The sequence below is a fragment of the Streptomyces diastatochromogenes genome (assembly GCF_002242805.1).
Lineage (GTDB): Bacteria > Actinomycetota > Actinomycetes > Streptomycetales > Streptomycetaceae > Streptomyces > Streptomyces diastatochromogenes.
The window spans coordinates 369,201-391,576 of the sequence record NZ_MCGQ01000020.1 but is presented as its reverse complement, the minus strand read 5'-3'; the positions used below and the strand labels follow the sequence as shown (position 1 = coordinate 391,576).

Here is a 22,376-nt window from a genome sequence, read left to right as displayed (position 1 = left end):
TTTTCGCCTCCGCTGCTTGAAAGCATGCAGCAGCCAGTGGCCGATTCCGGGCGCTTGTTAGCCTCGACAACACGCAATGCGCAACTAAGAAGGGGGTACAGATGTGCAGAAAAGCGGACAATGAGTCACATACCAACGTGGTCAGGCTGTGTGATCGGGGCCTGGCTTGCTACCGAGAAGCCTTGACGAATGGTCCGATTGATGGTGATGTCCCGGACTGCCTGATCGAGTTGGGGCTCATGCGGCCGTTGGCCGAAAACCCACGGATCATGACCGTGGTGCCGCCAGACATCGCCGCGAACGAACTCACCCGCCCCGTGGAACGGGCGATTCTGGTCCAGCAGCAGGCCGTCGCGGCCATCCGCGAGGCGCTCAGCGCCGCCGACGACGTCTACCGCGAGGAACAGGGCACCGGCTCCGCCAACATCCGTCTGCTGCACGGGGCGGACGTGATCAGTGCGGCCCTGCAGAAGTCGGCCGACAACTGCCGTACGGAGCTGCTGACCGCCCAGCCCGGCGGCGGCCGGGCCACCGCGCTGCTCAGCAAGGCGCTGCGCCGGACCCTGGAGCTGGCCGAGCGCGGCATCCGCCAGCGCAACCTGTACCAGCACGCCGTCCGCACCCACGGGCCCACGCTCGGCTACATCGAGCAGGCCACCGCCGTCGGCGTCGAAGTCCGCACCCTGAACGAGCTGTTCGACCGGCTCATCATCTTCGACCGCTGTATCGCCTTCATCCCCGACCCGCGCCACGACCTCAGGACGACCGCCCTGACCATCGAGCACCCGGCGATCGTCCACTACCTCGCCACCGTCTTCGACCACGCCTGGCAGCGCGCCGAGCCGCTCAGCATCACGCAGGAGCAGACCCGCCCTCCGCTGATGACCGACGAGACCCGGCGCACCGTCCTGCGGCTGATGATCGAGGGCCACACCGACGCCGCCATAGCCAAACGCCTCGGCATCAGCCCCCGCACCGTCTCCACCCACATCGGCAAGGCATCGGAGGCCCTCAGCAGCAAGAGCCGCGCCCAACTCGCCTACGCCCTGGCCCAGTCCCGACTCCTGGAGGACGCGGCCGGCTGACCGCCCGGAGGCCCGAACACCCGTGCGGGACGGGTGGGGCCCTCACCGCTCCGACGCCCACCACCGCTGCCGCTCCCAACCGACAACCCGCAGCCGCCGACGGCGCTCCCGCCCCACAGGGGCCACCCGCACCCGATGACGAAGGCTGCACGGGTGGTGCGGGTGGGAACCCAAACCCGGCCGAAGGCCGGGTGCCCCACAAGGCACCCGCACCCAAAATCGCACCCCCTGGCATCAGGCCCGCCCCGACGACCCCCCAAAGGCAGCCACCGCGGCCAACACCTCAGCCACGTCAGCCTGCCCCTGATGGGAAGCGGCGAGTACACCGGACACCGCGTGCCCAGGCGTCCGCGCGCGCAGCGCCCGAAGCACCTCCTCCAGCATCCACGCAGCCGCCGTCACGACCGACGGCCCGGGCCACAGGGCGAGTTCGGCGGCCGCCGCGGCCAGGCGCACCTCGTCCAAGTAGACGAGGTGGACATGGCCGAGCCCGGGCGCGGTGGCACGCGTCGCCAGGGCCAGCCGGGTACCGGCCTCGCCCACGGACACCAACCGCGCCCCCGTCCCCGCGGACAGGCCCAACTCATCGGCGACGAGCGGCACTTTATTGCCCGCACCGTTCGGCCGGTACGGCCAGAGCGGCCCAGGACGGTCACCGAGCACCAGGCAGTACGGCCGCCGCGACCGCGCCACCTGCCGCACCATCGCCCGGGTCTCCTCCTCGCCGCACGGGACGGCGAGCGGCACGCAGGTCTTCTGCCGGACCTCCACCGACCCTTCCCCGGACCCCTCGGGCGGCAGCACCACCGTGGCGCCGGCCTCCACACAGGCCCGCCACAGCCACCGGTTACCGACCGCCCGGGCCGGCGCCGTACCGCCCGGCCCGACCACCACGAACGGCCGGAACCCGGCCGCGACCAGACCCGTCACCATCTGCGCCAGCACCGGGCCACCGGACGGCAAGGAGAAGAAACGTTCCGGGTGAGCGGCCTCGAAAGGATGGTCCCGATACGGGGACCAGGTCTCCAGGCAGACCACCCGGCCGTCCCGGTGTGCGATCGACGTAAGTTCGCCACGGAAGGCGTCGCGCCCCGACAGGGCCACCGCCGTACCCCCTTCTCTGCGTCCGCTCCACGGGGGGACGTCCAGAGTTCGGTCATGAGCGGCCGGTGGGGGTCGCGCAACGACGCCGGTGCGGAACAGCCGCTCATCTGTGTGTAGTCCACGCCCTCGACAGGGCGGCAAATCCGGCCCGAACTCGACTCCGACGGCCGGGCCGTGACGCCTCCTCAGGGCGCCCGGGCGGTCCTACGACGGCTCGGCGCCGTCCGCGTGGATCTCCGGCATCAGGTGCGAACGTAGACAGCTCGGTGCCTCCGTCAATGGTCCATCCCCCGTTGGACATTCCCCCGTTGAGCTTTTCCCCCGTTGAGCTGCACCTCCCGGCTGGGTGGTGCGCTGTCGGCACCATTGTCCGGCGCGCGGGCGGCCCTGCGGAAGGTTCGGGGACAACCCTCGGAGACGGCAGGAGTGGTGTTCCGGTCACCGTCAGACGGACCGTCACATGTGGATTCAGCCAAACATAGGGGCTTCAGCACTGGTTTAAGTCATTGTTGACGGCTTCCACGCCGACAATCTAGTTTCGCGGGCGGCTAGCGAGAGTCAATCGCTGCATGCGCGCGGATCAACTGGGGGGTGGGGTCGGTGCGGCGCACGGACGACTTCGTACGGGACGAACTGATCAGGCTCCTTGAACTGCTCGCCCTGGAGGCTCCACCGCACCAGTTCACACCGCCCACGGGCACCAGCACCGACGACTGGATGTCCGCCGAGTCCCAGGCCCTCCTCGACCGGGCGCGGACCCTGGCGCTCGACATCCACGGCCTGTTCGCGCGCCGCCAGCAGCGCGAGGCCGCCCTGGCCGCGCTCGTGGACACCGCCCGGGAGCTGACCCTCCCCTACGACGTGGACGCGCTCCTGCAGGTGATCGCCCGGCGGGCCCGGCTGCTCCTCAACTTCGACATGGCGTGGATCACCCTCCAGGACCCCATCGACGGCCGTACCCGGGTGCGCGTCTCCGACGGCCACACCTCCACCCTCACCCCCGGGTTCGTGGTCCCGGCCCACGGCGGCGTCGGCAACGCGGCCGCCGACCGCTCGGCCCCCTTCTGGACCCCCGACTACCTCACCGACGAGCGCTTCCCGCACTCCCCACCCACCGACGAGGTCGCCGTCGCGGAGGGCCTGCACGGGCTGATGGCGGTGCCCCTGAAGGAGGGCACCGACACCTTCGGCGCGCTCTACGGCGCCGATCGCTCCGTGCGCCACTTCACCCCCGACGAGATCACCCTGATGTCCTCGCTGGGCGACCTCGCCTCCCTGGCCATCAAGAAGGCCCGGCTGCTCGCCCAGACCCGCTCCGAGCTGAGCGAACGCGAACTCGACGTCTCCCGGGCGCTGGACTCCTCCAGCGCCGCGCTCCGGCTGGGCGGCATCCACACCCAGCTCATCGACATGGTGCTGAGCGGGCAGGGGCTGAGCAAGGTCGCCGCCCACGCCGCGGCCGAGCTGGGCGGCACGCTGATGGTGCGGGACGCGACCGGCAGGACGCTGGTCGTCACGGGCGACTTCCCGGGCCTGGACGAGACGGCGCTCTTCCAGCGGACCCTGGACGCGCACGCCGAACTCGCCGCCGTCCGCTCGGCGGAGGGCATGTGGCTGTGTCCGGCCACCGCCGGCCGCGAGGTGCTCGGCACCCTGATCCTGGCCCCGGACGGGCCGGTCACCGACCACCAGCTCCAGCTCCTGCGGGCCACGGCCCAGTCCATCGCGGTCCTGCTGCAGATGGAGGCCGGCGCCGAGGCCTCCCCCGACGGGGGCCGCGGCCGGCTGCTGCAGGACCTGGTCACCGACTCGCCCCGCTCGCCCGAGCAGCTCGCGGTGCACGCCCGGCGCCTCGGCGTCGCCCTCGACGACCCGCACGTGGTGCTGATCGCCCGGCCGGACGGCGGGGCGAGCGGCCGCTCCCTGGTCTGGGCCTCGTCGTACGCCCACCGCATGGCCGGACTGCAGACCATCGTGGACGACTGCCTGGTCCTGCTGGTCCCGGGCACGGACTCGGGGGCCGCGGGGCGGGCGGTCACCGCCGAGCTGTCCGCGGTGACCGGCCGCCGGGTGACGGTCGGCTCGGCCGGGCCGGTCGCCCACCCCGGCCCGGTCCACGCCACCTACCAGGAGGCCCGGCGCTGCCTGGAGGCGCTCACCGCGCTCGGCACCGACGGGGGCAGCGCCTCGGCACAGGAACTGGGCTTCCTCGGCCTGCTGCTCGCGGACAGCCCCGACATCCCGGCCTTCGTACAGACCACCATCGGCCCGGTGATCGCCTACGACCTACGGCACTGCACCGATCTGGTGCACACCCTGGAGGCCCACTTCGCGTCCGGGGGCAGCCCCCGCCGCGCCGCCGAGGCCCTGCACGTCCACCCCAACACGGTCTCCCGGCGCCTGGAACGGATCACCGACCTGCTCGGCCCCACCTGGCAGCAACCCATGCGGGCGCTGGAGGTACAGCTCGCCCTGCGCCTCCAGCGCACCCGGCACGCGGTCCGCTCCCCGCTGTCCGCCTGCTGACACCGTCCGCCGCAGAAACGAAACGGCCGCGGGCCCCGGATGATCCGGGGCCCGCGGCCGTTCGTTGTCGCTCAGCTTGTCATCGCTCAGCCGTTGCGCTTCCAGCGCGGCTTGTCGTCGCGGCGGCCGAAGGAGCCGGAGCCAGAGCCGGAGCCGGTGCCACGGTGGTCGTCACGACGGCCGAAGGGGCGGTCGTGACCGGCGGAGCGGAAGCCCGGGCGGTCGTCACGACGGTCGCGGTTGAACGGACGGTCGCTGCCCCGGTGCCCACCGCGCTCGTCCCGGCGGAAACCACCGCGGTCGTCGCGGCGCTCGAAGGAGCGGCCACCACGGTCGTCCCGACGCTCGAAACCGCGCTCGCCACGGTCCCGGTCGAACGGCCGACGCTCGTCACGGCGCTCGAAGGAACGCCCACCACGGTCACCACGGTCGTCGCGACGCTCGAAGGAACGCCCACCACGGTCACCACGGTCGTCACGACGCTCGAAGCCACGCTCGCCACGGTCCCGGTCGAACGGCCGACGCTCGTCGCGACGCTCGAAGGAACGCCCACCACGGTCACCACGGTCGTCACGACGCTCGAAGCCACGGCCACCGCGGTCGTCACGACGCTCGAAGGAACGCCCACCACGGTCGTCACGACGCTCGAAGCCACGCTCGCCACGGTCCCGGTCGAAGGAGCGCCGCTCCCGGCGCTCGTACGACGCCGCAGCCGGACGCTCCTCGCGCTCGGTCTCGCGCACCGCCGGCTCCTCGGCCACGGCCGCCTCGACCACGGCCTCGGCCGCGGCCGCCTGGGCCTCGGCCACCGCGGTCTCCGGGTCCTCGCCACGGTCACGGGCGACCCGGGCGACCAGCCGGTCGGCCTCCTCGCGCAGCTCGGTCGCGCGGCGCTGGGCGCGCTCCAGCTGCTTGGTGAGCTGGGCGACCTCACGCTCGGCCTGCTGGGCGGCGTTGCCCGCGGACTCGGCCTGGACCTCGGTCATGGACCGGGCGCCGGTGATCTCGGCGACCTCCGGCTCGAAGGCCGAACCGCCCTGGATGATGTGGCGCCCGGCGTCGACGCCGGCGTCCTCCATCAGGCGGAAGATCTGACGCCGCTGGTGCGGCAGGGACAGCGAGACGACCGTGCCCGTACGACCGGCACGCGCGGTACGGCCCGCACGGTGCAGGTAGTCCTTGTGGTCACCGGCCGGGTCCACGTTCAGGACCAGGTCGATGCCGTCGACGTGGATACCGCGAGCCGCGACATCCGTGGCGACCAGGACGTTGACGTAGCCGTCCTTGAAGTCGGCCAGCGTCCGGGTACGCGCGCCCTGGGTCATGCCGCCGTGCAGCGCGTCGGCCTTCACGCCCGCGTCGCGCAGCTGCTCGGCGACGCGGTCGGCGCCCAGCTGGGTGCGGACGAAGATGATCGTGCGGCCCTTGCGGGAGGCGATCGCGGCCGTGACCGGCGCCTTGTCCTTGGGCTTCACGATGAGGATGTGGTGCGACATGGTCGTCACCGCGCCCTGGGCCGCGTCCACCTCGTGGGAGACAGGGTTGTTCAGGTAGCGGTCGACGAGGGTCTGGATCTCGTTCTCCATGGTGGCGGAGAAGAGCATGCGCTGGCCGCCGGCCGGGACCTGGTCGAGCAGCTCGGTGACCTCGGGCAGGAAGCCCAGGTCGGACATCTGGTCGGCCTCGTCCAGGACGGTGATCTGCACGTCCTCCAGGGAGCAGGCACCGCGGTTGATGATGTCGCGCAGCCGACCCGGGGTGGCGACGAGGATGTCGACACCGCGCTCCAGGGCGTAGATCTGGTTGCCCATCGACGTACCGCCGCAGACGACCTTCATCTTCAGGCCGAGGACGTCGCCGTAGGGCTGCAGGGCGTCGGCCACCTGCATGGCCAGCTCACGGGTCGGGGTGAGGATGACGGCACGCGGCCGCTTCTTCTCGGTGCGGCCGCCGGCCAGCGTGGCCAGGGTCGGCAGACCGAAGGAGAGGGTCTTGCCGGAGCCGGTGCGGCCACGGCCGAGGATGTCCTTGCCGACCAGGGCGTCCGGGATGGTCGCGGCCTGGATCGGGAAGGGGGTGGTCACGCCGTTCTGTGCGAGCTTGCGCACAACACCCTCGGGGAGGCCGAGGTCGGCAAAGGTGGTCTGGGGGGTCTCAGCTGTTTCGGTGACCTCGGTCACCAGATCGTCGTCCTGGTTGTTCTCGGACATGACGATGTGATCAGTGCTGGACACGGACATGCGAATGTGAAACCTTCCGGAGTCTCTTCGGCACGCGCCCGTCAACTCCGTGAATCGCTCACGACCGCCTCAATGCGGTCCGCCACGGCAAGGGAGAGTACGCGCCACACGGCGCGCTCTGCAGTGGCGCCGGGCAAATGGGATCAAACGATCTACCACCATACGCACCCAACGCCCCCCAAGGCAAACCGAGCCCAGGAGACGCTCGTCACGTCCTACGCCGGCGAACCCGCCGCAGGCGCCGGCTCCCGTTGGGCCAGTTGGGTTCCCGTCTCCTCGTGGGCCGACGAGGACGGTTCGGCGGACGGCGGCGGGGGTGGCTCGGACGTCGGCTGTTCGGTGGGCGGCGGGGGCGGCTCGGGCGTCTGGGTGGGGGTCGGCTCGGCGGTCCGCGTGGGAGTCGGGTCCACGGTCCGCCCCGGCTGCGGAGGCGCTGCCGAAGCACTGCCCGTCGCGGACGGCGAGCCCGAGGGCGAGGCCGACTCCCCCGGCTTCTTCTTGCCCCCGTGCTCGTGCTTGCCGTCCCCTGAGCCGCTGCCGCCGTAGCCGAGGCCGCCCCCGCCCTCCACCGGACCTCCGTCGGGCGCCTCGCCGCCCCGCTGCCCCGCCGAGTGCGAGGGCCTGGCCCGGCCGGCGTCGTCACCCACGCTCACACAGCCGGCCGCGGCCGTGAGGGCCAGCACCGTGACGGCCAATCGGACGGGTACGTACATGGGGCGCACGGCGGCCACCTCCGGAGGCAAGGACGGGAGTCAACCTCCCCAACTCCCGCCGCCCGCAAGAGGACACGCGGACCGTTCGAATCGGCGTTTCGTCCGATCACCCGTACCCGAGCGCGTGCAGCCGGGCGTCGTCGATGCCGAAGTGGTGGGCGATCTCGTGCACCACGGTGACCTCGGTCTCGGCGACGACGTCCTCGCGGCTCTCGCACATCCGCAGCGTCGGCCCCCGGTAGATCGTGATCCGGTCCGGCAGCACACCCGCGTACCACTCGCCCCGCTCGGTCAGCGGCGTCCCCTCGTACAGCCCGAGCAGCTCGGGATCGTCCGCCGGCGGTTCGTCCTCGACGAACACCGCGACGTTGTCCATCAGCCGCGTCAGCTCCGACGGGATCCGGTCGAGCGCCTGGGCGACCAGTTCCTCGAACTCCTCGCGCGTCATCTCCAGCACAGGGTCATTGTCCGGTACGGGACGCCCGTACGAGGGTGGCGAACCGTCGCATATCCGCGCCCGGACGCGGGCATACGGCCCCAATGGCCCGCGTCCGCCTCCCCGCCGCAGCCCTCCGTACCCGCCGCGCCCGCGGGACCCGTCTTCCCGCGCTCGAACTGGCGGCCCGCCCGAACCCCTGGCTGTGCGCCCTCGGCCTCACCGCGGTGGTCCTGGTCGGCGCCTGGCTGGGCCTGCTGATCGTCGGGAACGTACGGGCCCCGGTCGGCCCGATGGACACGACGATGGCGCTGCGCCCGTCCCTGACCGGCGGTACGAAGATCAACGTCTCCCCGCTGGGCGCGCTGACCCTGGACAGCCATGTCGCCCCGGTCCGCCTGGACGTCAACGTCGACCAGCTCGACCCGCTCCGCTCCCAGGCCCTCGTCGACCACCCCGAACGCCTCTCCGGCCTCCAGGACGAGGTGGCCCACGACGTCGAGCACGGCACGCTCGACCTGGCCGTACGCTCCGGCGTCGCCGTGGTCTCCGGGGCGACCGCCCTCGGCCTCGCCGTCTACCGCCGCCCGCGCCGCGCCCTGGCGGCCGGCGGCCTGGCGCTGGCCCTGCTGGCCGCCTCCGGGGCGACGGCGTACGCCACCTGGAACCCCAAGTCGGTCCTGGAGCCGAGGTTCTCGGGCCTGCTCTCCTCCGCACCCTCCGTGGTCGGCAACGCGCGCAGCATCGTCACCGAATTCGACGTCTACCAGAAGGAGTTGGCGCGCCTGGTGACGAACGTGACGAAGCTGTACGACGTCACGTCCACGCTCCCGGCCTACCAGCCGGACCCCGCCACCCTGCGGGTCCTGCACGTCTCCGACATCCACCTCAACCCGGCGAGCTGGAAGATCATCGCCTCGCTGGTGGAGCAGTACAAGGTGAACGTGATCGTGGACTCCGGCGACACGATGGATCACGGTACGGCGGCGGAGAACGGCTTCCTGGACCCGATCGGGGACCTGGGCGTGCCGTACGTCTGGGTCCGCGGCAACCACGACTCCCTGACCACCCAGCGCTACCTGCGGCGCATCAAGAACGTGCACGTCCTGGACGACGGCCGGGCGCAGACGATCGCGGGCCTGCGCTTCGCGGGCATCGGCGACCCCCAGTTCACTCCTGACCGCTCGACGCCGACCGGCGGGGACGCGGCCGAGCGGCTGGCGGGCGACCGCCTGGCCTCGGCCCTGCGCGACCAGGCGGCGGCGGGCACGCCGGTCGACGTGGCGATCGCGCACGAGCCCGCCGCGGCCCGGGAGACGGACGGCGAGGTCCCCCTGGTCCTGGCGGGCCACCTCCACCACGAGGGCACGGAGGTCATGAAGTACGGCACCCGCCTGCGGATCGAGGGCTCCACGGGCGGCAGCGGCCTGCGCGCGGTGGAGGGCAAGTACCCCGACCCGATCGAGGCCTCGATCCTCTACTTCGACCGCGACAGCCGCCGCCTCCAGGCCTGGGACGAGATCAAACTGGGCGGCCTGGGCCTCACCACGGCCGAGGTCAGCCGCCACCTCCCGGAGGAAGTGTTCGATCAGCGGCTCCGCGGCGGACTCCCGAGCACCACGCCCTCCCCCACGGCCCCGTCTCCCACGAGGTCGTAAACCGTTTTGGCGATACTCCCCGCCATCCCATATGCTTCTCACGTCCCCGACGCGCTGAGAAGCGCCCAGGCGGGCCGATAGCCCTCATCGTCTAGCGGCCTAGGACGCCGCCCTTTCAAGGCGGTAGCACGGGTTCGAATCCCGTTGGGGGCACGCAAGATCGTGTGCGACACTGTTGCACACACAAGCTTGGTCCTGTGGAGCAGTTTGGAGTGCTCGCCACCCTGTCAAGGTGGAGGCCGCGGGTTCAAATCCCGTCAGGACCGCTGAGGTTTCCCCGGAAACCTCGTGGCTGGGTAGCTCAGTTGGTACGAGCGATCGCCTGAAAAGCGATAGGTCGCCGGTTCGACCCCGGCCCCAGCCACAACCGGAAGGCCCCGTTCAGCAGAACGGGGCCTTCGCCGTTTCGGCGGACTTCTTGGCAGGTCACCCCGGCAGCGCTACGTTCTGGATGATCGGTTGTGACCGTCGGGGGGCAGGGACGATGAGCCGGGATGAGGCCAGGGCCATTCGGGATACCGAGTTGGAGAAGGATCGCGCGCGGTACGGGCTGCTCGCGGTCGTCGTCAGCAATCTCGCCATCGCCGGAGTCGCGATCTTCGGGGTGTGGCGGCTGAACGGGGACAAGGCCGTGATCGTCGGAGTGCTGACCGCCGCCTTCACCGCGGTGACCAGCCTGACCACCGCCTACCTGGGCATCAAGGCCGTCTCCAACACCGCGAAGTCGATCGCCCTGGGCGACGGACCGAACCGGCAGCGCACGGAGGCGGTACCACCCGCCCAGCGCACGCCCTGAGCGCCCCCGCGCAAATCGTTCGCCAGTGATTTCCCCGAGGTGAGATCCTGGATCGCGTATGTCTACGCACCCAGCCCCCGCCCTCGGCACCCTCGCCCCCCGCCTGACCGAGCTGTCGCTGCGCGAAGCGCACCGCCTCGGCCGGCGGCTCGAGGGCGCGCGCAAGATCCGTAAGCCGGAGGCCCGCGCCGCCGTCCTCGCCGAGATCGAGGCCGAGATCGCCAAGGCCGCGGCCCGGATGGACGAGCGGCGCACCCGTGTGCCCGCCGTCAGCTACCCCGAGCAGCTCCCCGTCAGCCAGAAGAAGGACCTGATCGCCGAGGCCATCCGCGATCACCAGGTCGTCATCGTCGCCGGCGAGACCGGGTCCGGTAAGACCACGCAGATCCCCAAGATCTGTATGGAGCTGGGACGCGGCGTCCGCGGCATGATCGGGCACACCCAGCCCCGCCGTATCGCCGCCCGGACCGTCGCCGAGCGGGTGGCCGAGGAGCTGAGCACCCCCCTCGGCGAAGCCGTCGGCTGGAAGGTCCGCTTCACCGACCAGGTGAACCCGGACGCCACCTTCGTCAAGCTGATGACGGACGGCATCCTGCTCGCCGAGATCCAGACCGACCGCGAGCTGCGCGCCTACGACACGATCATCATCGACGAGGCCCACGAGCGGTCCCTCAACATCGACTTCCTGCTGGGCTACCTGGCGCAGCTGCTGCCGAAGCGGCCCGACCTGAAGGTCGTCATCACCTCGGCCACCATCGACCCCGAACGCTTCTCCCGGCATTTCGGCGACGCCCCGATCATCGAGGTCAGCGGCCGCACCTATCCCGTCGAGGTCCGCTACCGGCCGCTCCTCGAAGAGGACTCCGAGGACGCCGACCGGGACCAGATCACCGCGATCACCGACGCCGTCGAGGAGCTGATGGGGGAGGGCAAGGGCGACATCCTCGTCTTCCTCTCCGGCGAGCGGGAGATCCGGGACACGGCGGACGCGCTGACCAGGAAGCAGTACCGCTTCACCGAGATCCTGCCGCTCTACGCCCGTCTCTCCCACGCCGAGCAGCACCGCGTCTTCCAGCCGCACACCGGGCGCAGGATCGTTCTGGCGACCAACGTCGCCGAGACCTCCCTCACCGTCCCCGGCATCAAGTACGTCATCGACCCCGGCTTCGCCCGGATCAGCCGCTACAGCCACCGCACCAAGGTCCAGCGGCTGCCCATCGAGCCGATCTCCCAGGCCAGCGCCAACCAGCGCAAGGGCCGCTGCGGCCGTACCTCCGACGGCATCTGCATCCGGCTGTACGCCGAGGACGACTTCCTCGCCCGCCCGGAGTTCACGGACGCCGAGATCCTGCGGACGAACCTCGCCTCCGTCATCCTCCAGATGACCGCGGCCGGCCTCGGCGACATCGAGAAGTTCCCCTTCATCGACCCGCCGGACCACCGCAACATCCGCGACGGCGTCCAGCTGCTGCAGGAGCTGCACGCGCTGGACCCCGAGCAGAAGGACCCGCGCAAGCGCCTGACCGACACCGGCCGCAAGCTCGCCCAGCTGCCCGTCGACCCGCGCCTGGCCCGCATGGTCCTGGAGGCCGACAAGAACGGCTGTGTCCGCGAGGTCATGGTCATCGCGGCCGCGCTGTCCATCCAGGACCCGCGCGAGCGCCCGGCCGACAAACAGGCCCAGGCGGACCAGCAGCACGCCCGCTTCAAGGACGAGACCAGCGACTTCCTCGCCTACCTGAACCTGTGGCGGTACGTCCGCGAGCAGCAGAAGGAGCGGGGGTCCAGCTCCTTCCGCCGGATGTGCAAGCAGGAGTACCTGAACTTCCTGCGCATCCGCGAATGGCAGGACATCTACACCCAGCTGCGCACGGTGGCCAAGCAGATGGGCATCCACCTCGCCGAAGAGGACGCCCCCGCCGACCGCGTCCATGTCTCCCTCCTCGCCGGCCTCCTCTCCCACATCGGGATGAAGGACGTGAAGGACGGCAACAAGAACGAGTACCTGGGCGCGCGCAACGCCAAGTTCGCGATCTTCCCGGGCTCGGCGCTGTTCCGGAAGCAGCCCCGCTTCGTGATGTCCGCCGAGCTGGTGGAGACGTCCCGCCTGTGGGCCCGGGTCAACGCGAAGATCGAGCCGGAGTGGGTCGAACCGCTCGCCGAGCACCTCCTGAAGCGGACGTACAGCGAACCGCACTGGGAGAAGGACCAGGCGGCCGTGATGGCGTACGAGAAGGTCACGCTGTACGGCGTCCCGATCGTCGCCCAGCGGAAGGTGAACTACGGCCGGATCGACCCCGAGGTCTCCCGGGAGCTGTTCATCCGCAACGCGCTCGTCGAGGGCGACTGGCGCACGCACCACAAGTTCTTCGCCGACAACCGCAGACTCCTCAGCGAGGTCGAGGAGTTGGAGCACCGGGCGCGGCGCCGGGACATCGTGGTGGACGACGAGACCCTCTTCGACTTCTACGACGCCCGGGTGCCCGAACACGTCGTCTCCGGCGCCCATTTCGACTCCTGGTGGAAGCGGAAGCGGAACGAGCAGCCCGAGTTCCTGGACTTCGAGCGGGAGATGCTCATCCGGGAGTCGGCGGAGGCGGTCACCAAGGCCGACTATCCGGACAACTGGCGTCAGGGGCCGCTGAAGTTCCGTGTCACGTACCAGTTCGAGCCCGGCGCGGACGCCGACGGCGTGACCGTCCACGTCCCGCTCCAGGTGCTCAACCAGGTCACCGACGAGGGCTTCGACTGGCAGATCCCGGGCCTGCGCGAGGAGGTCGTGACGGAGCTGATCCGCTCCCTCCCGAAGCCGATCCGCCGCCACTACGTGCCCGCGCCGAACTACGCGAAGGCGTTCCTGGAGAAGGCAGTGCCCCTCCAGGAGCCGTTGACCGTGACGATGGCCCGCGAGCTGAAGCGCATGGTCGGTGTGCCCTTCGAAGCGGAGGACTTCGACTGGTCGAGGGTCCCCGACCACCTCAAGATCACCTTCCGGATCGTCGACGAACGGCGCCGGAAGCTGGCCGAGGACAAGGACCTGGAGGCGCTGAAGCTCCAGCTGAAGCCGAAGGCGCGCCAGGCCCTGTCCCAGGCGGCGGCCGCGACCGCCTCCCGCGAGGGCGGCGAGTCCCTGGAGCGCAAGGGTCTGACCGACTGGACGATCGGCACGCTCACCCGGGTCTTCGAGACCCGCCGGGCCGGGCAGCCCGTGAAGGCGTACCCGGCGCTGGTGGACGACGGCGACACGGTCTCGGTCCGTCTCTTCGACACCGAGGCGGAGCAGGCGGAGGCCATGTGGAAGGGCACCCGGCGCCTGATCCTGCGCAACATCCCGGTGAACCCGGCGAAGTTCGCGTCCGAGAAGCTGACCAACGCCCAGAAGCTGGCGCTCTCCGCCAACCCGCACGGCTCGATCCAGGCCCTCTTCGACGACTGCGCGATGGCCGCGGCCGACAAGCTGATCGCGGACTTCGGCGGGCCGGTGTGGGACGAGGAGTCGTACCGGAAGCTGTACGACAAGGTGCGCGCGGAGATCGTGGACACGACGGTCCGTACGGTCACTCAGGTCCAGCAGGTGCTGGCCGCCTGGCAGGCCTGTGAGCGCCGTCTGAAGGGCGTACGCAGCCCCGTCCTGCTGGCAAACCTGACGGACGTCCGCAAGCAGCTGGACGCCCTTGTGAAGCCCGGTTTCGTGACCTGGGCGGGGATACGCCGGCTGCCCGACCTCATGCGCTATCTGGTGGCCGCGGACCGGCGTCTGCAGCAGATGCCGACGGGCGTCCAGCGGGACACCACGCGCATGGAGAAGGTCCACGAGATGCAGGACGAGTACGCCTGGCTGCTGGAACAGCTCCCGAAGGGCCGGCCGGTGCCGCAGCAGGTGCTGGACATCCGCTGGATGCTGGAGGAGCTTCGGGTCAGCTATTTCGCCCACGCGCTGGGCACGGCGTACCCCATCTCCGACAAGCGGATCGTGAAGGCGATCGACGCGGCCGTCCCGTAACCGCGCACGTACGGAGGGTGAGTTCGACCAGGACCCGCACCCTCCTGTACAGTCCTTCTCGCAGCGCAACGCAGCAAGCCGAGCGCCGCGAAACCTGGTCCTGTGGAGCAGTTTGGAGTGCTCGCCACCCTGTCAAGGTGGAGGCCGCGGGTTCAAATCCCGTCAGGACCGCAATAGAACGAAGGACCCTCATCCTCACCGGATGGGGGTCCTTCTACTTGCCACGCGGAGGCCGCGCCCGCGGCGGAGCCGCAATCGATGCAGCAAATCCCGTCAGGACCGCATAGAGCGAAGGGCCCCCGGAAGGGGGCCCTTCGCTTGTTGTGCGCAGCCCGCCGCAGCCGTCGGCGCCCTTGACGACGTCACATTCCGCCGGTACCCAGAAACCAGGGCCCGCCCCCCTGTGCGGCCCCTGGAGGTGGCGTATGGCGGCATCGGCCAGGCACGAGACGCGGGCGCTGCTGAGGGCGCATCTGGCGGCCGCGTCGTCCTACCGGCACCTCACCCGCCACTGCCCGATCTGTCATCACCTGCTGCGGCTGGCGATGGCCGCCGGCCCACGCTCCCAGGACGCGAGCGAAGAGACCCTGGAGGACGAAAGTCCTGCACACTGGAAGAGGTAGTTCCACTACCGCACTCGCGCCAGAGGCAACAAGATCCCTGGCGTGTGACGGGAGTCACCGCGCGACTTTTTGAAACGGCGGAACTTACCCCCCTCCTACAACTGGTCAATTTAATATGTGCAATTGCACCCGCCTCAGGGGCCGTGCACAGAAGTTCCGACAGCCCTCCCCAGACTCCGACAAGGCCGCTCACAGCGACCCCGACACGCCCACGACCAGCGCACAAAAAAGATCGCGCTGGACCCGGCGGAGTCCAGCGCGATCTACGACGCACCCTGTGTCGCTGCCTACAACGTTCTCTTCGGCTTGGGCGTGGGCCCTGTTGGGGCAGGTCCCGCGTCGCTTGGAGCTAGGGTTTCGGGCGCCTCGACCAGTGGGGGACCAGCCGGTTTGCCCGGTTATTCAGTTGTTCAGGCCTCGCTGCGCTGCTGCGGGATGCCCGCGAGCAGAGCGCGGACTTCGGCCTCGCGGTAGCGGCGGTGCCCGCCGAGCGTACGGATCGACGTGAGCTTGCCGGCCTTCGCCCACCGCGTGACCGTCTTGGGGTCGACGCGGAACATCGTGGCGACCTCAGCCGGGGTCAGCAGCGGCTCGGCATCAGGGGTGCGAGCGGTCATGAGCGGCCTCCTCGGGAGAACCGAACCTTCTCGGTTCTTTCCTCTAAATTCTGCACCTTGACCCGCGTTGCCCGAAATGGACGACGCGAGTCGAGTCGGTTATAGGACGAACGGCTTGTCCTCGGCACTACAACTACACCATCTGTCCAGCCGCGTCGGCCAAACCGATGGAATTGCCCTCCCAGGTGTTCATCAGCGACGGAAGCCGATGGACCATGCCATAGCGGACAGTCACGCCACTGTGACGATCAGTCACAGGACGATCAGGAGGCACCAGACCCCCCAAAGCTAGCAATGCGGAGATTCCGCCCACAGTGGAGCATAGTTGGACGGACGGAGCCCTCCCCGGACTCCTTGTCCTATTTTGGCACGAGGGGCGGCACACAGGGCAAGACTCCTGTAAGTGCCGTCCGTCACCCTTGGGACAAAAGCCCGGATCGGGACCTACATCCCGTCAGGTGGTCAAGTGTCGTAGACCGTACGTCGTTCAGCGCGGTTTGGGCCGTGACCTACGTCACTCAGTTCGCGGAGCGCCGGTCCCGTACCGCCCGCCACCGCTCCACCAGCCGCCCGTAGGCCTCCCCGGCGGCCGTCCCGTCCCCCCGGCGCAGCGCCTCGATGCCCTCGGCCACGTCCGCCGCCGAGTGGTCGCCCTCCAGCTCGCCGGCCGGCAGCGCGTGCACCAGGCCGCCGTAGTCCAGCTCCACCAGCGAGCGCGGGTGGAATTCCTCCAGCCAGCGCCCGACGTCCACCAGGCCGTCGATCAGCGGCCCCTCCTCGATGGTGTCCTTCAGCGTGCGCAGCGCCCGGGCCACCCGGCGCCGGGCCTGCACCATCGGGGTGCGGTAGCGCAGCATCGGCGGCACCTCGCCGGACCGCTTCTCGTACCGGCGCTCGTCGTCGGAGACCAGCACGAACCAGTTCAGCGGGACCTGCCAGGTCGCCGTGCGGATCCAGGGGCGGGCGTCCGGGTTGCGGGCGAGCCAGCGCTCGTAGTCCTGCGCGGCCTGGTGGCGCACCAGCGGCGGCAGCACCGCGTCCAGCACCGACGGGGGCAGCTCCTCGGCGAGGTCGCCCAGGGCCTGCCAGCCGCGCAGCCGGGTCCGCCAGGGGCAGACGCAGACGACACCGTCGACGTCCAGCACGAAGGCGTCGCCGCTCTCGTGCACCGGCACCGGGATCGGTGGGGTGGGCAGCAAGTCGGCCAGCGAACGGCGCAGTTCGTCCTGGTAGGAGGGGCGGTCGGGGCGTCGGGCGTAGCGCGCCCAGTGGGTGCGCTCCGGCTCCGGGAAGGCGGCCAGCGGCTCGTAGACGCGCAGGTACGCGGCGTAGGGGACGACCACGGAGGACACCTTGGGCACGCCTGCTCCCTCCCCATAGGACCCGGCTCGAAACCACTGCAAATCGTCCCATGGTCATGCGTGCGCCGGCGGCAAGGCAGAGTGATCCTGAACACTGCGAGGATGGCTGGTGGGCACAGGCTCTACGCTCATGCCACAGCACCCGCCACCCGCACGGGAGCTGAGCCCCACTCGCCGCTATTTACACAGGAGTCACCACAGTGACCGACGTAACCGGCGCACCCGCTGATGTCCTGCACACCCTGTTCCACTCGGACCAGGGAGGCCATGAGCAGGTCGTGCTCTGCCAGGATCGCGCCAGCGGTCTCAAGGCCGTGATCGCCATCCACTCCACCGCCCTGGGCCCGGCCCTCGGCGGGACGCGCTTCTACCCGTACGCGACCGAGGCCGAGGCCGTCGCCGACGCCCTCAACCTCGCGCGCGGGATGTCGTACAAGAACGCCATGGCCGGCCTGGACCACGGCGGCGGCAAGGCCGTGATCATCGGCGACCCGGAGCGTGACAAGACCGAGGAGCTGCTGCTCGCCTACGGCCGCATGGTCGCCTCGCTCGGCGGGCGCTACGTCACCGCCTGCGACGTCGGCACGTACGTCGCCGACATGGACGTCGTGGCCCGCGAGTGCCGCTGGACCACCGGCCGCTCGCCCGAGAACGGCGGCGCCGGCGACTCCTCCGTGCTCACCGCCTTCGGCGTCTACCAGGGCATGCGCGCCTCCGCCCAGCACCTGTGGGGCGACCCCTCGCTGCGCGGCCGCAAGGTCGGCATCGCCGGCGTCGGCAAGGTCGGCCACCACCTGGTCCGGCACCTGCTCGACGAGGGCGCCGAGGTCGTGATCACGGACGTACGCCGGGAGGCCGTCGGACGGATCTCCGACCAGCACCCGACCGTGCAGGTGGTCGCCGACACCGACGCGCTCATCCGTGTCGAGGGCCTCGACATCTACGCCCCGTGCGCCCTGGGCGGCGCCCTGAACGACGACTCCGTGCCGGTGCTGACCGCCCGCGTGGTGTGCGGTGCCGCCAACAACCAGCTCGCCCACCCGGGCGTGGAGAAGGACCTCGCCGACCGCGGGATCCTCTACGCGCCGGACTACGTGGTGAACGCCGGTGGCGTCATCCAGGTGGCCGACGAACTGCACGGGTTCGACTTCGAGCGGTGCAAGGCGAAGGCCGCGAAGATCTTCGACACCACGCTGGCCATCTTCGCACGTGCGAAGGAAGACGGGATTCCGCCGGCCGCCGCGGCCGACCGGATCGCCGAGCAGCGCATGGCCGAGGCCCGCTCGGCGCGCTGACGGAAGCCGAGGGAACGCGATCGGGTGTCCGATCGCACGCGTGAGCGGTACCCGCCGGCGGGAACTTAGAGAGAACTCTCACTTCCACCGGCGGGTCGTACCCCGATAAGTGGTTAAAATCGCCACTGACCAGCGAGGACAGGGCACCTCGAGGGTCCTGGGCAGACGCGCGTGCTGCGGGCGACGTACCGTATGGGCGCGGGCTCAGGTACCGTGGAAGCCCTACGGACCGGCCTCTCTGCGGAGGGTCCGTTCCGGATCATGAACGCGTGTCAGACTCTGGGGCCGTCAAGCCCCGTCACCGAGGGGGTCGAGCCATGGGGCGCGGCCGGGCCAAGGCCAAGCAGACAAAGGTCGCCCGCCAGCTGAAGTACAACAGCGGTGGGACTGACCTCTCGCGTCTGGCCAATGAACTGGGCGCATCGACTTCGAGCCAGCCGCCGAACGGCGAGCCGTTCGAGGACGATGAGGATGATGAGGACGATCTTTACTCTCGATACGCCGACCTCTATGAGGACGACGACGAGGGTGAGGATGACGGTCCTTCACAACACCGTCGCGGCGCTTGACCTTGCACTGAGCACTCACCCGGTCGGTGGCACTGCCACCGACCGGGTTCTGTGCTGTCCGCAGGTCCGGACCGCGGCGTCTTTAGCTTGAGTACGTCCCGACCAGCTCGGCGCCGGTCTCCTTGTCACCCCGGTCCGTGATCTCGCCGGCCACCCAGGCGTCGACCCCGCGGTCGGCCAGGGTCGCGAGGGCCACGTCCGTCGACTCCTCCGGCACGATCGCCATCATGCCGACGCCCATGTTCAGGGTCTTCTCCAGCTCCAGGCGCTCGACGTTCCCGGTCCTGCCGACCAGGTCGAAGATCGCGCCCGGGGTCCAGGTGGCCCGGTCCACGGTCGCGTGCAGCTCGTCCGGGATGACCCGGGCCAGGTTGGCCGCGAGTCCGCCGCCGGTGATGTGGCTGAACGCGTGCACCTCGGTGGTGCGGGTCAGCGCCAGGCAGTCCAGCGAGTAGATCTTGGTGGGCTCCAGCAGCTCCTCGCCGAGGGTGCGTCCCAGGTCCGCGACCTCCGCCTCCAGGGCCAGGCCCGCGCGGTCCAGCAGGACGTGGCGCACCAGGGAGTACCCGTTCGAGTGAAGCCCGGAGGACGCCATGGCGATCACGGTGTCACCCTTACGGATACGATCCGCGCCCAGCAGCCGGTCGGCCTCCACGACGCCCGTACCGGCGCCGGCGACGTCGAAGTCGTCCTCGCCCAGCAGACCGGGGTGCTCGGCCGTCTCGCCGCCCACCAGGGCGCAGCCGGCCAGTACACAGCCCTCCGCGATGCCCTTGACGATCGCGGCGACCCGCTCGGGGTGGACCTTGCCGACGCAGATGTAGTCGGTCATGAACAGCGGCTCGGCACCGCACACCACGATGTCGTCCATGACCATGGCGACCAGGTCGTGGCCGATGGTGTCGTAGACGCCCAGCCGACGCGCGACGTCGACCTTCGTGCCGACGCCGTCCGTGGCGGAGGCGAGCAGCGGGCGCTCGTAGCGCTTGAGGGCGGAGGCGTCGAAGAGCCCGGCGAAGCCGCCGAGGCCGCCCAGGACCTCGGGGCGCTGGGTCTTCTTGACCCACTCCTTCATCAGCTCTACGGCGCGGTCGCCCGCCTCGATGTCGACGCCCGCGCTCGCGTAGCTGGCACCAGTGGTCTCTGACATGACCTTGAGAACTTTCGTGTCGTCCTACGGGGGCTTACGGGCGACGGATCGCGTCGGCCGCGGCCGTGGCGGCCGGACCGGCGGCCAGCTCGGTCTCCAGGAGCTGCTTGCCGAGCAGCTCGGGGTCCGGCAGCTCCATCGGGTACTCGCCGTCGAAGCAGGCGCGGCACAGGTTCGGCTTGGCGATGGTGGTCGCGTCGATCATGCCGTCGATGGAGATGTACGCCAGGGAGTCGGCGCCGAGCGAGGTGCCGATCTCCTCGATGCTCATGCCGTTGGCGATCAGCTCGGCGCGGGTGGCGAAGTCGATGCCGAAGAAGCAGGGCCACTTCACGGGCGGCGAGGAGATCCGGATGTGGACCTCGGCGGCGCCCGCCTCGCGCAGCATGCGGACCAGGGCCCGCTGGGTGTTGCCGCGCACGATCGAGTCGTCCACGACGACCAGACGCTTGCCCTTGATGACTTCCTTCAGCGGGTTCAGCTTCAGGCGGATGCCGAGCTGGCGGATGGTCTGCGAGGGCTGGATGAAGGTGCGGCCCACATAGGCGTTCTTCACCAGGCCGGCGCCGAAGGGGATGCCGGAGGCCTCCGCGTAGCCGATGGCTGCCGGGGTGCCGGACTCCGGGGTCGCTATGACCAGGTCGGCCTCGACCGGGGCCTCCTTGGCCAGGCGGCGGCCCATCTCCACGCGGGAGAGGTACACGTTCCGGCCGGCGATGTCGGTGTCCGGGCGGGCCAGGTACACGTACTCGAAGACACAGCCCTTGGGCTTCGCTTCCGCGAAGCGGGAGGTGCGCAGGCCGTTCTCGTCGATGGCGACGAACTCGCCCGGCTCGATCTCCCGCACGAAGCTGGCGCCGCAGATGTCCAGGGCGGCGCTCTCGGAGGCGACCACCCAGCCGCGCTCCAGGCGGCCGAGGACCAGCGGGCGGATGCCCTGCGGGTCACGGGCGGCGTAGAGGGTGTGCTCGTCCATGAAGACGAGCGAGAAGGCGCCCTTGACCTGCGGAAGGACCGCGTGGGCGGCCTCCTCGATGGTCAGCGGCTTGCCGTCCTCGTCGACCTGGGCGGCCAGCAGGGCCGTCAGCAGGTCGGTGTCGTTGGTGGCCGCGACCCGGGTGGAGCGGCCGTTGTTGTCCTTCGGGAGGTCGGCGACCATCTCGGCGAGCTGCGCCGTGTTGACCAGGTTGCCGTTGTGGCCGAGCGCGATCGAGCCGTGCGCGGTGGCACGGAACGTCGGCTGGGCGTTCTCCCACACGGAGGCACCGGTGGTCGAGTAGCGGGCGTGTCCGACCGCGATATGACCCTGGAGCGAACCGAGAGAGGTCTCGTCGAAGACCTGGGAGACCAGTCCCATGTCCTTGAAGACGAGGATCTGGGAGCCATTGCTGACCGCGATTCCCGCGGATTCCTGACCCCGGTGCTGGAGGGCGTAGAGCCCGAAGTACGTGAGCTTTGCGACCTCTTCACCCGGAGCCCAGACACCGAAGACGCCGCAAGCGTCCTGGGGGCCCTTTTCGCCGGGAAGCAGATCGTGATTGAGTCGACCGTCACCACGTGGCACGGCTCCGAGTGTAGGCGAGGTCGACCACTGGTCCGAATTGGGGATACACGGCGTTAACGGATCAGGGCTTGCCGATCACCTTGGCGGTTTCTTCGTTTCCGCAGGTCAGAATGGTGTAGGGGCAGTCGGAGCGGCCGTCGGCGGGCCTCTGGGCGGCGCCCCGAAGCCCGATGGCCGTATCCATGAGTGAGGTGTCGCACATCATTCGGGTGCGCCGCGGCTGAGGTGGACGACATCTCCGTCGCCGTCGGTGAGCGTCAGCTTCCCGTCGTCGGTCCTGGCGGTGAGCGTGCCGGTGGTGAGGGTGCGGGCGAAGGCGCGCTCGAAGTCCATCCGCGCCCGGTCGCAGGCCATCTTGGTGGCGCGGACGTCCCCGATCGTGATGCGGTCGCCCTGCACGGTCGCCTGGGCGCTGAACTGGTTGCAGCCGAGGTTGCCGGCCGCGAGACCGTCCGTGCCGATCCGGATGTGGGCCGTGGCGGGCGCCTGCCGGGTGGTGCCCTCGGCGGTGAGGCTGTCCACCCGCCAGTCGACGCCGGTCACGGGCTGCCCGGCCTCCGCGCCCTGGCTACTGGCGCAGGCCAGGATGAGCGGGACGAGCACGGCGGCCGCTGTCAGGGTCATGCGCTGCTTGTG

Annotated in this window: 18 protein-coding genes and 4 tRNA genes; 12 read left to right on the top strand and 10 right to left on the bottom strand. The window is 70.2% G+C overall.

Annotated features, from left to right (window positions below; all coding sequences use genetic code 11):
• Window positions 1-269: 269 nt before the first annotated feature.
• Entirely contained in the window at window positions 270-1,085 is an 816-nt protein-coding gene (locus BEK98_RS24810; RefSeq protein ID WP_244201960.1) for a helix-turn-helix transcriptional regulator, read from the top strand.
• A gap of 234 nt (window positions 1,086-1,319) precedes the next feature.
• On the opposite strand, the gene BEK98_RS24805 is transcribed toward BEK98_RS24810, so the two are convergent.
• The gene (locus BEK98_RS24805; protein ID WP_094218840.1) at window positions 1,320-2,189 is read right to left on the bottom strand and encodes a transketolase family protein; all 870 of its coding nucleotides are present in this window, start codon (window positions 2,187-2,189) and stop codon (window positions 1,320-1,322) included.
• 600 nt (window positions 2,190-2,789) lie between these two features.
• Between BEK98_RS24805 and BEK98_RS24800 the strand changes: the two genes are divergently transcribed.
• Complete coding sequence (locus BEK98_RS24800) at window positions 2,790-4,715, top strand: helix-turn-helix domain-containing protein (protein ID WP_244201959.1); 1,926 nt, start codon at window positions 2,790-2,792, stop codon at window positions 4,713-4,715.
• Window positions 4,716-4,801: 86 nt separating this feature from the next.
• Here the strand turns inward: BEK98_RS24800 and BEK98_RS24795 are convergent, their stop codons facing one another.
• The 3 genes from BEK98_RS24795 to BEK98_RS24785 form a co-directional block, all read right to left on the bottom strand.
• Window positions 4,802-6,955, bottom strand: a complete 2,154-nt coding sequence (locus tag BEK98_RS24795; protein WP_094218839.1) for a DEAD/DEAH box helicase — start codon at window positions 6,953-6,955, stop codon at window positions 4,802-4,804.
• A gap of 215 nt (window positions 6,956-7,170) precedes the next feature.
• Window positions 7,171-7,677, bottom strand: a complete 507-nt coding sequence (locus BEK98_RS24790; RefSeq protein ID WP_094218912.1) for a hypothetical protein — start codon at window positions 7,675-7,677, stop codon at window positions 7,171-7,173.
• A gap of 97 nt (window positions 7,678-7,774) precedes the next feature.
• Window positions 7,775-8,125 (bottom strand): metallopeptidase family protein, encoded by a 351-nt coding sequence (locus tag BEK98_RS24785; protein ID WP_094218838.1) that lies wholly within the window; start codon window positions 8,123-8,125, stop codon window positions 7,775-7,777.
• Window positions 8,126-8,208: 83 nt separating this feature from the next.
• Here BEK98_RS24785 and BEK98_RS24780 point away from each other — a divergent pair, with 83 nt between their 5' ends.
• The 8 genes from BEK98_RS24780 to BEK98_RS24745 all read left to right on the top strand — a co-directional run bounded on the left by BEK98_RS24780 (window position 8,209) and on the right by BEK98_RS24745 (window position 15,184).
• Window positions 8,209-9,762 (top strand): metallophosphoesterase family protein, encoded by a 1,554-nt coding sequence (locus tag BEK98_RS24780; protein WP_094218837.1) that lies wholly within the window; start codon window positions 8,209-8,211, stop codon window positions 9,760-9,762.
• Between the two features lie 80 nt (window positions 9,763-9,842).
• A tRNA-Glu gene (locus BEK98_RS24775) sits at window positions 9,843-9,915 on the top strand.
• Window positions 9,916-9,953: 38 nt separating this feature from the next.
• Window positions 9,954-10,028, top strand: a tRNA-Asp gene (locus BEK98_RS24770).
• A 24-nt stretch (window positions 10,029-10,052) separates the two neighbouring features.
• Window positions 10,053-10,126, top strand: a tRNA-Phe gene (locus BEK98_RS24765).
• A 120-nt stretch (window positions 10,127-10,246) separates the two neighbouring features.
• A complete protein-coding gene (locus BEK98_RS24760; protein ID WP_208643211.1) occupies window positions 10,247-10,558 on the top strand; it encodes a 6TM ABC transporter family protein in 312 nt (103 codons plus the stop codon).
• A 58-nt stretch (window positions 10,559-10,616) separates the two neighbouring features.
• A complete protein-coding gene (hrpA, locus tag BEK98_RS24755) occupies window positions 10,617-14,561 on the top strand; it encodes an ATP-dependent RNA helicase HrpA (protein WP_094218836.1) in 3,945 nt (1,314 codons plus the stop codon).
• A gap of 96 nt (window positions 14,562-14,657) precedes the next feature.
• A tRNA-Asp gene (locus BEK98_RS24750) sits at window positions 14,658-14,732 on the top strand.
• 254 nt (window positions 14,733-14,986) lie between these two features.
• Window positions 14,987-15,184: a DUF6274 family protein gene (locus tag BEK98_RS24745; protein WP_094218835.1), complete on the top strand. Its 198-nt coding sequence runs from the start codon at window positions 14,987-14,989 to the stop codon at window positions 15,182-15,184.
• 410 nt (window positions 15,185-15,594) lie between these two features.
• On the opposite strand, the gene bldC is transcribed toward BEK98_RS24745, so the two are convergent.
• Together bldC and BEK98_RS24735 are read right to left on the bottom strand one after the other, a co-directional pair.
• The gene (gene bldC / locus BEK98_RS24740) at window positions 15,595-15,801 is read right to left on the bottom strand and encodes a developmental transcriptional regulator BldC (protein ID WP_003949541.1); all 207 of its coding nucleotides are present in this window, start codon (window positions 15,799-15,801) and stop codon (window positions 15,595-15,597) included.
• Between the two features lie 518 nt (window positions 15,802-16,319).
• Window positions 16,320-17,162, bottom strand: coding sequence for a DUF8083 family protein (locus BEK98_RS24735; protein WP_094218834.1), 843 nt, complete (start codon window positions 17,160-17,162; stop codon window positions 16,320-16,322).
• Window positions 17,163-17,362: 200 nt separating this feature from the next.
• On the opposite strand from BEK98_RS24735, the gene BEK98_RS24730 reads away from it, so the two are divergent.
• Window positions 17,363-18,457 (top strand): Leu/Phe/Val dehydrogenase, encoded by a 1,095-nt coding sequence (locus tag BEK98_RS24730; RefSeq protein ID WP_094218833.1) that lies wholly within the window; start codon window positions 17,363-17,365, stop codon window positions 18,455-18,457.
• Window positions 18,458-18,774: 317 nt separating this feature from the next.
• Window positions 18,775-19,026 (top strand): DUF3073 domain-containing protein, encoded by a 252-nt coding sequence (locus BEK98_RS24725; protein ID WP_094218832.1) that lies wholly within the window; start codon window positions 18,775-18,777, stop codon window positions 19,024-19,026.
• A gap of 82 nt (window positions 19,027-19,108) precedes the next feature.
• Here the strand turns inward: BEK98_RS24725 and purM are convergent, their stop codons facing one another.
• The 4 genes from purM to BEK98_RS24710 form a co-directional block, all read right to left on the bottom strand.
• Window positions 19,109-20,176, bottom strand: a complete 1,068-nt coding sequence (purM, locus tag BEK98_RS24720; RefSeq protein WP_094218831.1) for a phosphoribosylformylglycinamidine cyclo-ligase — start codon at window positions 20,174-20,176, stop codon at window positions 19,109-19,111.
• Window positions 20,177-20,210: 34 nt separating this feature from the next.
• Window positions 20,211-21,740 (bottom strand): amidophosphoribosyltransferase, encoded by a 1,530-nt coding sequence (purF, locus tag BEK98_RS24715; RefSeq protein ID WP_094218830.1) that lies wholly within the window; start codon window positions 21,738-21,740, stop codon window positions 20,211-20,213.
• A 61-nt stretch (window positions 21,741-21,801) separates the two neighbouring features.
• Window positions 21,802-21,924: a hypothetical protein gene (locus tag BEK98_RS50915; RefSeq protein WP_279635480.1), complete on the bottom strand. Its 123-nt coding sequence runs from the start codon at window positions 21,922-21,924 to the stop codon at window positions 21,802-21,804.
• A 17-nt stretch (window positions 21,925-21,941) separates the two neighbouring features.
• Window positions 21,942-22,364, bottom strand: coding sequence for an META domain-containing protein (locus tag BEK98_RS24710; protein WP_244201958.1), 423 nt, complete (start codon window positions 22,362-22,364; stop codon window positions 21,942-21,944).
• Window positions 22,365-22,376 lie beyond the last annotated feature (12 nt).